The organism is Hydrogenophaga sp., assembly GCF_031426985.1.
Lineage (GTDB): Bacteria > Pseudomonadota > Gammaproteobacteria > Burkholderiales > Burkholderiaceae_C > Hydrogenophaga.
In genome coordinates, this window is sequence record NZ_JASJOY010000091.1 from 21340 (window position 1) to 32997 (window position 11658).

Sequence of the window (11658 nt, forward strand, 5' to 3'; positions counted from 1 at the left end):
AGCGTGGGGGCTGTGTCTGCCATTGCCGCCCGGCCGCCCGAAGGCAATGACGCGCCCCCTCGGGGGGCAGCGAACGAAGAGAGCGTGGGGGCGGGTTTCATGCGGTCAGCGCCTCGCCGTCGAGCAGGGCGGTGGCCAGCGTGGCCGCCTGGTCCACGCGGTGGCGCAGCACGCGTTCGAAATGGGTGGGGTCGTGCGGCTGGAGCATGCTGGCCTCGCGCGGCAGGTGCCAGTCCCACAGGCGCGAGAGCCAGAAACGCAGCGCGCCGGCACGCAGCATGGCCGGCAGCAGCTGCCGTTCGGCCGCCGTGAGCGGGCGCACCGCCTGGTAGGCGGTCAGCATGGCCTGGGCGCGGGCCTCGTCGTGCTGGCCGTCGGTCTCGTCGGCCGCGTGGCGGATGCACCAGTCGTTCAGGCACACCGCCAGGTCGAACAGGAAGCTGTCGTGGCCGGCGAAGTAGAAGTCGAAGAAGCCGGTGAGCTGTTCGCCGTCGAACATCACGTTGTCGCGGAACAGGTCGGCGTGCACCGGGCCGCGCGGCAGGGCGGCGCTGGCCGGGCTGGCGGCCACGTGGTTCTGGTAGGCCAGTTCGGTGCGGATCAGGGCGCGCTGCGCGTCGCTCAGGTGCGGCAGCACCACCGGCACGGTCTCGTTCCACCAGGGCAGGCCGCGCAGGTTGGGCTGGCTCAGGGCGAAGTCGCGCCCGGCCAGGTGCATGCGCGCGAGCATGTCGCCCACGGCGCGGCAGTGTTCAACCCCGGGCGCCAGGTTGCTCTTGCCTTGCAACTTGTCCACCACCGCGGCGGGCTTGCCCTGCAGCGTGTGCAGCAGGCTGCCCTGCGCGTCGGCCGCCGGTTCGGGCACCGGAATGCCCTTGCCCGCCAGGTGCTTCATGAACTGCAGGTAGTAAGGAAGCTGTTCGAAGCTCAGGCGCTCGAACACGGTGAGCACGTGTTCCTGCGTGGTGCCGCCTTGCTCGCAGGTGACGAAATAGTTGGTGTTTTCAATGCCGCCCTGGATGCCGCGCAGGTCGGTCAGCACGCCCAGGTTCAGGCGTTCGATGAGGGCAGCGGCTTGCGCAAACGGGACTTCGGTGTAGACGGCCATGGGATCGGGGAAGGGGGAATCAGAAATCCAGCAGGCGCCAGCGGCTCTTGCCGGTGCTGCCGTTGCGCGTGGTGTTGGGGTCTTCGCCACCGGTGGCGGGCGCCACCTCGTAGGCGGGGGCGCCGTTCTTGGGCTGCACCGTGATGCTGCGTGTCTGTCCGGCCACGCGCAGCTCGTCCACGCGGGTGAGCGCGTCTTCGTGCTGGATGCGTTCGATGCGCGGCTCGACCGTGTCGGTGTCGGCCGGGGGGGCCGGCTGCGCCGCGGGCTGGGCCAGGGCTGCGCTGGCGCACAGCACGAGCGTGGCGGCGAACAACGGGAGGCGGGGGGCAAGGGTGCAGGGCATGCCGGGATTGTAGGCAGGCCGCCCCTGGCCGCGCCTGCGGAGGGGTGGCACATCCCCGACAATCGCCCCCATGTCCGCACAAACCCCGCCCACCCCGCGCCTGCTGCTCGTCGACGGCTCCAGCTACCTCTACCGTGCCTTCTTCGCCGGCGGCGAGTCCATGAGCACCACCTTGTCCGACGGCACGGTGCTCAAGACCGGCGCCATCCGCATCATGATCAACATGATGCAGAAGCTGCTGAACGACTACCCGTCGACGTATGCGGCCTGCGTGTTCGACGCCAAGGGCCCGACCTTCCGCGACGCGATCTACCCCGAGTACAAGGCCCAGCGCAGCCCCATGCCGGACGACCTGCGCAGCCAGATCGTTCCCATCCACGAGGTGGTGCGGCTCTCGGGCTGGCCGGTGCTGGACGTGCCTGGCGTGGAGGCCGACGACGTGATCGGCACGCTGGCCGTGGTGGCCGCCCGCCAGGGCATCGAGGTGCTGATCAGCAGCGGCGACAAGGACCTGGCGCAGCTGGTGAACGAACACATCACCATCATCGACACCATGAGCGGCAAGCGGCGCGACCTGGCCGGCGTGGAGGCCGAGTTTGGCGTGCCCGCGCGCCTGATGCTGGACTACCAGATGCTGGTGGGCGACCAGGTCGACAACGTGCCCGGCGTGCAGGGCGTGGGCCCCAAGACCGCCGTGAAGCTGCTGCAGGAATACGGTTCGGTGGACGCCCTGGTCGCGCAGGCCGACCAGGTCAAAGGCGCTGTGGGCGAGAAGCTGCGCAAGGCGCTGGACTGGCTGCCCACCGGCCGCCAGCTGCTGACCATCAAGACCGATTGCGACCTGAACGGCTGGGTGCCCGGTCTGCCCGCGCTGGACGCGGTGCGCATGGCCGAGCCGCAGAAAGAACCGCTGCGCAGCTTCTACGACACCTACGGCTTCAAGGGCCTGGCCAAGGCGCTGGGGGGCGGGGAAGCGGCCGCGCCCGTTGCCGCGCCTGCCCCGGCGCCCGGCGCCACCCACGATCTGTTCAGCGAGCCGGCGGCCGAGCCCCCACGGGCGTCGAACCTGGCCTACGACACCATCCTGACCTGGGAAGCCTTCGACCGCTGGCTGGCGAAGATCGACGCCGCGGAACTGACCGCCATCGATACCGAAACCACCTCGCTCGACGAAATGGTGGCGCAGATCGTGGGCATCAGTTTCAGCGTGACGCCGGGCGAAGCCGCCTACATCCCGCTCATGCACGCCGGCCCGGATGCGCCCGAGCAACTGCCGCTGGACGCGGTGCTGGCCCGGCTCAAACCCTGGCTGGAAAACCCGGCCAGGCACAAGCTCGGCCAGCACATCAAGTACGACCGCCACGTCTTCGCCAACCACGGCATCGAGGTGCAGGGTTACGTGCACGACACCATGCTGCAGAGCTACGTGCTCGAAGTGCACAAGCCGCACGGCCTGTCCAGCCTGGCCGAGCGCCACCTGGGCCGCAGCGGCATCAGCTACGAAGACCTGTGCGGCAAGGGCGCGCACCAGATCCCGTTCGCCCAGGTCGATGTGGCCAAGGCCGCCGAATACTCGTGCGAAGACAGCGACCAGACCCTGGACGTGCACCGCGTGCTCTGGCCGCAGATCGAAGCCGACGCCAAGCTGAAGTACATCTATGAACTGGAGATCGCCAGCAGCGAAGCGCTGTACCGCATTGAGCGCAATGGCGTGCTGATCGATGCGCCCACGCTGGCCAAACAGAGCCACGAACTGGGCCAGCGCATCTTCGCGCTGGAGCAGGAGGCTTACGAAATTGCCGGCCAGCCCTTCAACCTCAGCAGCCCCAAGCAGCTGGGTGAAATCTTCTTCGACAAGCTGGGCCTGCCCGTCATCAAGAAGACCGCGACCGGCGCCCGCAGCACCGACGAAGAGGTGCTGGAAAAACTGGCCGAGGACTACCCGCTGCCGGCCAAGCTGCTGGAACACCGCAGCCTCATCAAGCTCAAGGGCACCTACACCGACAAGCTGGCCCAGCTCGCGCTGCCGCGCACCGGCCGCGTGCACACGCACTATGCGCAGGCCGTGGCCGTGACCGGGCGGCTGTCCAGCAACGACCCCAACCTGCAGAACATCCCCATCCGCACGGCCGAAGGCCGCCGGGTGCGCGAAGCCTTCGTGGCGGCGCCGGGCCACGTGATTGCCAGCGCCGACTACTCGCAGATCGAGCTGCGCATCATGGCCCACCTGAGCGACGACACGGCCCTGCTCAACGCCTTCCAGGAAGGGCAGGACGTGCACCGCGCCACGGCGGCCGAGGTGTTCGGCATCACGCCTGCCGAGGTCAGCAGCGAGCAGCGCCGCTACGCCAAGACCATCAACTTCGGCCTGATCTACGGCATGGGCACCTTCGGCCTGGCCAAGTCGCTGGGCATCGAAAACGCGGCCGCCAAGACCTACATCGACCGCTATTTCGCCCGCTTTGCCGGCGTCAAGCAGTACATGGACGACACCCGCGCCCTGGCCAAACAGCAGGGCTATGTGGAAACCGTGTTCGGCCGCAAGCTGGTGCTGCCCGACATCCAGAACGCCAAGGGCGCCAAGCTGGCCGCGCTGGAACGCCAGGCCATCAACGCGCCCATGCAGGGCACGGCGGCCGACCTGATCAAGCTGGCCATGGTGGCGGTGCAAAAGGCCCTGGACGAGCAAGGCAAAGGCACCCGGATGATCATGCAGGTGCACGACGAACTGGTGTTCGAAGTGCCCGAGGCCGAGGTCGACTGGCTGCGCACCGAGATCCCGCGCCTGATGGCCGGCGTGGCGCAGCTGAAGGTGCCGCTGCTGGCCGAGGTGGGCGTGGGACCGAACTGGGACAAAGCCCACTAAAGGGGCCCCCCTCGCGCCGCCAGCGGCGTCACTTCCCCTCAGGGGGGCGGCACCAGCGGCCCAGCGGAGCCGGTTCCGCGCTGCCTGCTGGTCTGGCTTCTCCTCGGGCATGGGTTTGAACTTTGACGGTGCTGCACGGTCAGTCGTGTTTTCCACCACCCCCACAGGAGACGACGCATGCTCAATCCATCCCAGACCCAGGACCTGTCCGCGCTGCTGCCGGGCCGATCGACCGAAGCGGGCGCCACGCGCCGCACGGCGCTCAAGGCTGCCATCGGCGTGGGGTACGCCGCGTCGGTGCTGCCCACGCTGGCGCAGACGGCCATCAAGACGCCGGCCGACGGGCTGGTGGCCGGCGACGTGACCATCGACGTCAAGGGCTTTGCCATGCCGGCCTACCGCGCCGCGCCCGCTGGCAAGACCGGGCTGCCGGTGGTGCTGGTGCTGTCTGAGATTTTTGGCGTGCACGAGTACATCGCCGACACGGCGCGCCGCTTCGCCAGGGCCGGCTACCTGGCCATCGCGCCCGAGCTGTTCGTGCGCCAGGGCGATGCCCAGAGTTACGGCGAGATGGCCAAGCTGATCGCCGAGGTGATTGCCAAGGTGCCCGACGCGCAGGTGATGGGCGACCTGGATGCCACGGTGGCCTGGGCGGCGGCCAACGGTGGCGACACGAAGAAGCTGGGCGTGACGGGTTTTTGCTGGGGCGGGCGCCAAACCTGGCTGTACGCCGCGCACAACCCGAACGTGAAAGCCGCGGTGGCCTGGTACGGGCGCCTGGTGGGCAACCCGAACGAGCTGAGCCCGCGCAACCCGGTGGACCTGGTGGCGCAGCTGCACGGCCCGGTGCTGGGGCTGTACGGCGGGGCCGACACCGGCATACCGCTTGACACGGTTGATAAGATGAAAACCGCCCTGGCGGCCGGCAGTGCGGCGGCCCGGGCATCGACCTTTGTGGTGTACCCGGAGGCACCGCACGCCTTCCACGCGGACTACCGGCCGAGCTTTCGCAAGGAGGCGGCCGAAGACGGCTGGAAGCGGGCGCTGGCCTGGTTCCAGCAGCACGGTGTGGTCTGACCCACCGGCGCGCACCGCATCCCAGGGCCGCGTTTGCGGCCCTTTTTGCTTGATGAACGAACGACATGACCCTGATCGCAATCCTGCTTGGAACCGTGGCCGCCGGCGTGGGCAGCGTCTGGCTGGCGGCCCTGCTGGGCTTTGCCATGCTGGCGCGGTACACCCAGCACATGCTCAGCATGGCGGCCGGCGCGCTGATGGCCACCGCCTTCATGCATCTGTTGCCCGAGGCGTTCAACAGCGAGGCCGAGGCCAAGGACCTGTTCGCGCTGCTGCTGGGCGGGCTGGTGTTTTTCTTCCTGCTCGACAAGGCCGAGCTGTGGCACCACGGCCATGAACACCACCAGGACACGGCGCACGGCGGTCACGACCACGCCGGCCATGCGCACGCCGGGCACGCACACGGCCATCACCACCACCACGGCAGCGAGCGGCGCGCGGGCGGCTGGGCGGTGCTGGCGGGCGACAGCGTGCACGCGTTTGGCGACGGCATCCTGATCGCCTCGGCCTTCGTGGCCGACATGCGCCTGGGTGTGGTGACCGCGCTGGCGGTGCTGGCGCACGAGGTGCCGCACCACATGGGCGATCTGGTGGTGCTGCAGCAGAGCTCCGGGACGCGGCGCGCGGCCCTGGTCAAGGTGTCGCTGGCCGGCACCGTCACGGCGCTGGGGGGGCTGGTGGGTTATTTTCTGCTGGGGCGGCTCAGCGACTTCCTGCCGTATTTCCTGGTGGCCGCGTCCAGCAGCTTCGTCTATGTGGCGCTGGCGGACCTGATCCCGCAGCTGCAAAAGCGCCTGGGCCTGCGCGACACGGTGGGCCAGGTGCTGTGGCTGGCGGCCGGCATTGCGCTGGTGACGCTGGTCAGCGGCCTGGCCCACGGCGGGCACTGAGCAGGTTTCCCCCTGCGCCGCCTGCGGCGTCACCCCCCAGGGGGCGATGCGAGTGGCCCGGCAAAGCCGGTTCCACCGCATCCTCGACGCAGACACTGCGCGCCGGAGGGGCGTTGGGTCCAGGGCACCGTGGAACCGCCCTTCGACAGGCTCAGGCCGGGCCGCCAGTGCCGCCCCCTGGGGGGTGACGCCGCAGGCGGCGCGGGGGGGTCAATCCGCGCTGCCGAACGAGAACTCGAACACCGATCCCTTGCCCACCTCGCCCTCGCCGCGGATGTGGCCGCCGTGACGTTCCAGGATGCGGCGCACCGTGGCCAGGCCCACGCCCGAGCCCTCGAATTCGCTGGCCGCGTGCAGGCGGTTGAAGGGCTTGAACAGGCGTTCGGCGCGCGCCATGTCAAAGCCCGCGCCGTTGTCGCGCACGAAGAACACCGCGGGCTGGCCGGGCGGGCGCTGCACGGCGCCCAGCTCGATGGTGGCGGCGGGCTGGTGGCGGGTGTATTTCCAGGCGTTGCCCAGCAGGTTTTCCAGCACGATGTGGGCCATGCGCGCGTCGCAATTGGCCTTGAGGCCCGGGGCGATCTTCACCTGCACGATGCGGGTCGGGTCGCGGTGGCGTTCCTGGCGGATCACGTCCTCGGCCAGCTCGCTGAGGTTCACGTCCATGCGCTGCAGGCTGCCCTGGCTCACGCGCGCCAGCGCCAGCAGGTCGGTGATCAGGCTGCTCATGCGTTGCACCGACGTGTCGATGCGGTCGAACATGTCGCGGTCGTCGTCGTTCAGGCGTGCGTCCATCTGCTCGCGCAGCAGGTGGCTGAAGCCGTCGATGGAGCGCAGCGGCGACTTCAGGTCGTGCGAGACGGTGTAGGCGAACGAGTCGAGTTCGCGGTTGAGGTATTCGAGCTGTGCGGTGCGCGCCTGCACGCGCTGCTCCAGCGTGTCCTGCAGCTTGCGGATCTCGCGGTCGCGGCGCAGGCGCAGCAGTTCGGCGGTGCAGCGGCTGGCGTAGATGGTCATCTGCGCCTGCATGTCGGGCGTGAGGGGCCGGGGGCTTTTCCACAGCGCCTTGAGAATGCCGATGGGGCTGCCGTCTTCGTCGCGCAGGGCCATGCCCAGGTAGCTGTCGCAGCCCCGGTCCATGGCGACGTGGTCGTTCGGGAAGTCGCGGCGCAGCTGGCCGACGAAGTGGCAGCCGGAGACCACGCCCAAGGTGTGCGCCGAGGGGGTGTTGGCGACGGGGTAATGCAGGTTGGGCACGATGTCGCCGGCCGACCAGGCCGCGACCGCCCGCACCGTCTCGGGCGTGTCCAGCTCGCCGACGAGGACCACGTCGGCTTCCAGGGTGCGGGCCAGGTGCGTCACCAGCGAGCGGAAGAACGCTTCGCCGGTGGCCCCTGAAACGCCTTGCGCCATCTCCAGCAACAGGGCTTCGCGGTGTTTGTCGGCCTCCATGTTCAGCGTGAAGGCCAGGGCGCAGGGTTCGCCCTCGATCTCGATGGTCTCGGACCAGATGCGCACCGGCACCACGCGGCCGGCCTTGCTGCGCATGCGCGTTTCGTACTGTTCCAGCCGGCCCCCTTGGGCCAGCAGCAGCTGCACGAAGGCCAGGCGGTCCGTCTCGTCGACCCACACGCCGGCTTCGGTCGCGGTCCTGCCTTCGAAGTCGGCGCGGGTGTAGCCCAGCACGCGTTCGTTGGCCGGGTTCACTTCCATGAAGCGCCCGTCGCTCAGGCGCGTGATGGTCATGCCCAGCGGGCTGAAGTTGAAGGCTTTGGAGAAGCGTTCCTCCGACACCTCCAGCGCGCGCCGGGACGCGGTTTCCGTGCTAACGTCCAGCACCATGGTGATGACGATCTGCTCGGCGCCGTCGTGGACGATTTCGGAATAGATGCGCACGTCGAGGGTCTCGCCGCTCTGGCGCACGCCGAGTGCCTGCAGGTTGTGCACCCGGCCGTCGCGCTGCAAGGCGTCGCGAAAGGCCTGGCGTTCGGAGGGGTGGGCCCAGAAATTCGGACTGGTCCGGCCCAGCAGTTCGGCATGGTTGTGCCCGAACATGCGGATGAAGGCATCGTTGACGTCGATCACCTCGCCCGCGGGCAGCCGCTGCACCAGCGTGGCGGCCGGCGTGCTGCGGAACAGTGCCTGAAAGCGCGCCTGGCTCAGGCGCAGCAGGTGTTCAACCTCGCGTGCATGTTCCAGCGTGATGTTCTGGCCGCGGTAGGCATCCAGCAGGTGCCGCCGGCCGAAGTTGACGGTAACGGCCAGACTGATGAGCACCACGCTCTGGGTGATCCAGATCGCCCAGCCGGTGCGGGTCGTCGGTGTCGGCAACATGCCAGCGTTTTCCGCCAGGTTCAGCGCCGCCAGCAACACGATGCTCAGGACCGCACTGATGATCATGGCGCGCCGCGAGAGCAGCACCCCGGCGCCCACCACGGCCACCATCAAGACCAGGGTGGCTGCGCTGCGCACCGAGCCATGGGCTGCGGTGGCCGCACCGGACGCGATGATCAGCAGGTAGATCAGCAGCGTCGCCGCCAGCTGCCGTGGGCCTTTCAGATACAAGAGCAGCAGGCCATAGGTGCACAGGGTCAGTGCGATCCCCACCCAGGTCAGCGGGACCACGCCGTCGCGCAGGTAGACGCCAAGGGAGACGAACGGACCCGCCACGCAGATGCAGATCAGCAGGGCCAGCAGCGACCGCTCCTGGTATTGCTGCAGATTTGGGGGCAGGTCGGGTGCTCGCGGGTTGTCGGTGGGCATCATGCGGTTCACGGGGGTGTGGTGGCGGGTGACAGCGAGAAGCGGAACTCGGCGCCCTGCCCCGGTCGGGAGAAACCTTCGATGCGCCCACCGTGGCGTTCAACGATGCGGCGCACCGTGGCCAGCCCGATGCCGGTGCCTTCGAAGCCGCTGCTGGGCATGTGCAGGCGCTGGAAGGGTTTGAACAGCTGGTCGGCGTGGACCATGTCAAAGCCGGTGCCGTTGTCGCGCACGAAGAAGTCGCCCACGTCGCCCTGGGCCGCCGGGTGCAGGCCGAACGCGATCACCGCTTCGGGCTGGTCGCGGGTGTACTTCACGGCGTTGCCCAGCAGGTTCTCCAGCGCGATGCGGGCCAGCCGCGTGTCGCACTGCGCGTGCAGGCCCGGCGCCACCTGCCAGCGCAGGACGCGGCCGGGGTGTTTGTCTTGCTCGGCTTGCAGGACCTGCAGCGCCAGCGCGCTCAGGTCCACCGGGCCGCGTTGCAGCGGGCCCTGGCTGACGCGGGCCAGCGCCAGCAGGTCGGCGATCAGCGCGCTCATGCGGTGGGTGCTGGCGAGCACACGGCCGAAAAGCTCGGCCTCGTGTGCGTGCAGCCGCCCGTCCAGCGACTCCTGCAGCAACTGGGTGAAGCCGTCGATGGCGCGCAATGGCGACTTCAGGTCGTGCGAGACCGAATACGCGAACGAGTCGAGTTCGGCGTTGAGTTTGTGCAGTTCGGCGGTGCGCTGGCGCACACGCTCTTCCAGCGAGCTGTTCAGGCGCAGGATCTCGCGGTCGCGGCGCAGGCGCACCAGCTCGGCGTTGGCCCGGCTGGCAAAGATGGCCACGAGCGCCCGGGTGTCGTTGGACAGCTGCACCGGGCGGCGCCAGAACGCGTTGAGCACCCCGATGGGGGTGCCGTCCTCGTCGCGCAGCGATTGGCCCGCATAGGCCTGCCAACCCTCGTCGGCCCGTGCCCTGTCGTGTGGGAACCGCTGAGCGAGCCCGTTTTCGTGAACGCAGAGTTCGGGCTGGTTCAGGGCCTCGGCGCAGGGGGTGCCGTCCAGGTCGACGCTGGCGATGCGGCCGCTGCCGCCGTCCTTCCAGACCACCAGCGCGCACAAGCGGCGGTCGGTGCGCAGTTCGCTCACGGTGACCATGTCGGCCCCGATGGCCTGCGCCATGTGCAGGGTGAGGGCCTGGAGCAGCGCGTCGCCGCTGAGCCCGGCCATGCCGCGGGTGAGCGCGAGCAGCTGGGCTTCGCGGCGCTTTTCTTCGGAGGTGTTGACGAAGCAGGACAGGATGCAGTCCTCGCCGTCGATCTCGATGCGTTCGGCCCACATCTTGGCGTCGATCACGCTGCCATCGGCATGCCGCATGCGGGTTTCGTAGCCGCTCACATAGCCCTGGGCTTGCAGACGGCCCACAAAGGCCTGTCGGTCCGCCGGGCGCAGCCAGCTGCCCGTTTCCAGCGTGGTCCTGCCCAGCAGATCGGCACGGCCCAGGCCCTGCACGGGGTCCCGGGGCTGGTTGACTTCAACGATCTTTCCGTCGCTCAGCCGCGTGATGGTCATCTTCAGCGGGCTGAAGTTGAAGGCCTTGGCAAAGCGCTCTTCGGACGTGCGCAGCCGCTCCATGGCCTCGTTCTGCGCGCTCACGTCGATGATGGTGGTGATCACCAGCCGGTCGCCGGGGTCGTCGCTCATCTCGCTGGAGACCTGCGCGTCGAATTCGCTGCCGTCGGCGCGCCGGCCGCGTGCGGCCACCCGGTCGGTGCGGCGGTGCTCGGCCAGCTGTTCCAGGTAGGCGCTGCGCTGCGCCAGATCGGCCCAGAGCACGTGATCGGGCTGGCCCAGCACCTGCTGGTGCGGGTAGCCGTAACACCGCTCGAACGCGGGGTTGACGTCCAGGATCATGCCGTCGCGGGCCGACTGCGCCATCATCGGGCTGGGGCTGTTGCGGAAAATGCGGACAAAGCGGTCCAGGCTGCGGTCGCGTTCCTGCTCGGTGCGCTTGCGCAGGGCCAGTTCTTCCAGCTGCCGCTGGAAGGCTGCTTCGGCCCGTGAGCGGCTGTAGAAGACCAGGATGGCCACCACGATCAGGACCGTGGCGTGGGTGATCCAGACCTTGACGCCGACGTTGAAGTTGGGGGGGTGCAGCCAGCCCTGGATTTCAGCCAGCGTCAACGCTCCCAGCGACGCCACGCTGAAGACCACCGAACCCACCAACGCGGTGCGGCTCAGGAGAACGCCGGCCCCCGCGACCGCGGCCACGAACACAAAGCCCGACGCGGCACGCACCGAGCCATAGGCCAGCACCGCCAGGTTGGCCGCCATCAGCACCGAATACACCATCAGATGTGGCATGTAGCGGGTGTAGCCCCGGCGCACCAGCCCATAGGCCATCCAGCCGATCGCCGCCACCAGCCCGGTCGCCCAGACCTCCAACGGGTTGGTGCTGCTCAGGTACACCAATGGAACGAGCACGGTCGCGGCCACACCGATCAGCAGCGCAATGGCTTTGAGCGTCGTTTGGTGGATGGCCCTGTCGGGCTCCATCGACGGAATGTGGATGGGTTCTGTCACGGGTTGGGCGGCGCGCCGGCGGCGCCAGTGGGCGCGGGGGGTGG

Annotated in this window: 7 protein-coding genes; 3 read left to right on the plus strand and 4 right to left on the minus strand. The window is 68.9% G+C overall.

Annotated features, from left to right (window positions below; genetic code table 11):
• Positions 1-97: 97 nt before the first annotated feature.
• Entirely contained in the window at positions 98-1108 is a 1011-nt protein-coding gene (locus RMP09_RS11690; RefSeq protein ID WP_310566141.1) for a homoserine kinase, read from the minus strand.
• A gap of 19 nt (positions 1109-1127) precedes the next feature.
• Entirely contained in the window at positions 1128-1454 is a 327-nt protein-coding gene (locus RMP09_RS11695; RefSeq protein WP_310566142.1) for a hypothetical protein, read from the minus strand.
• Between the two features lie 70 nt (positions 1455-1524).
• On the opposite strand from RMP09_RS11695, the gene polA reads away from it, so the two are divergent.
• The 3 genes from polA to RMP09_RS11710 all read left to right on the plus strand — a co-directional run bounded on the left by polA (position 1525) and on the right by RMP09_RS11710 (position 6287).
• Positions 1525-4320 carry a DNA polymerase I gene (polA, locus tag RMP09_RS11700; protein WP_310566143.1) on the plus strand — a complete coding sequence of 932 codons (2796 nt, stop codon included), beginning with the start codon at positions 1525-1527 and terminating at the stop codon, positions 4318-4320.
• Positions 4321-4497: 177 nt separating this feature from the next.
• Entirely contained in the window at positions 4498-5397 is a 900-nt protein-coding gene (locus tag RMP09_RS11705; protein WP_310566144.1) for a dienelactone hydrolase family protein, read from the plus strand.
• 65 nt (positions 5398-5462) lie between these two features.
• A complete protein-coding gene (locus RMP09_RS11710) occupies positions 5463-6287 on the plus strand; it encodes a ZIP family metal transporter (protein WP_310566145.1) in 825 nt (274 codons plus the stop codon).
• 210 nt (positions 6288-6497) lie between these two features.
• On the opposite strand, the gene RMP09_RS11715 is transcribed toward RMP09_RS11710, so the two are convergent.
• Positions 6498-9053, minus strand: a complete 2556-nt coding sequence (locus RMP09_RS11715; protein WP_310566163.1) for a PAS domain S-box protein — start codon at positions 9051-9053, stop codon at positions 6498-6500.
• Positions 9054-9058: 5 nt separating this feature from the next.
• Positions 9059-11614: a PAS domain S-box protein gene (locus RMP09_RS11720; protein ID WP_310566146.1), complete on the minus strand. Its 2556-nt coding sequence runs from the start codon at positions 11612-11614 to the stop codon at positions 9059-9061.
• Positions 11615-11658 lie beyond the last annotated feature (44 nt).

What these genes read in the sequence shown, in the direction of transcription:
- RMP09_RS11690 (WP_310566141.1), bottom strand. Translation starts at nt 1,108, where the DNA reads ATGGCCGTCTACACCGAAGTCCCGTTTGCGCAAGCCGCTGCCCTCATC.
- RMP09_RS11695 (WP_310566142.1), bottom strand. Translation starts at nt 1,454, where the DNA reads ATGCCCTGCACCCTTGCCCCCCGCCTCCCGTTGTTCGCCGCCACGCTC.
- polA (WP_310566143.1), top strand. Translation starts at nt 1,525, where the DNA reads ATGTCCGCACAAACCCCGCCCACCCCGCGCCTGCTGCTCGTCGACGGC.
- RMP09_RS11705 (WP_310566144.1), top strand. Translation starts at nt 4,498, where the DNA reads ATGCTCAATCCATCCCAGACCCAGGACCTGTCCGCGCTGCTGCCGGGC.
- RMP09_RS11710 (WP_310566145.1), top strand. Translation starts at nt 5,463, where the DNA reads ATGACCCTGATCGCAATCCTGCTTGGAACCGTGGCCGCCGGCGTGGGC.
- RMP09_RS11715 (WP_310566163.1), bottom strand. Translation starts at nt 9,053, where the DNA reads ATGATGCCCACCGACAACCCGCGAGCACCCGACCTGCCCCCAAATCTG.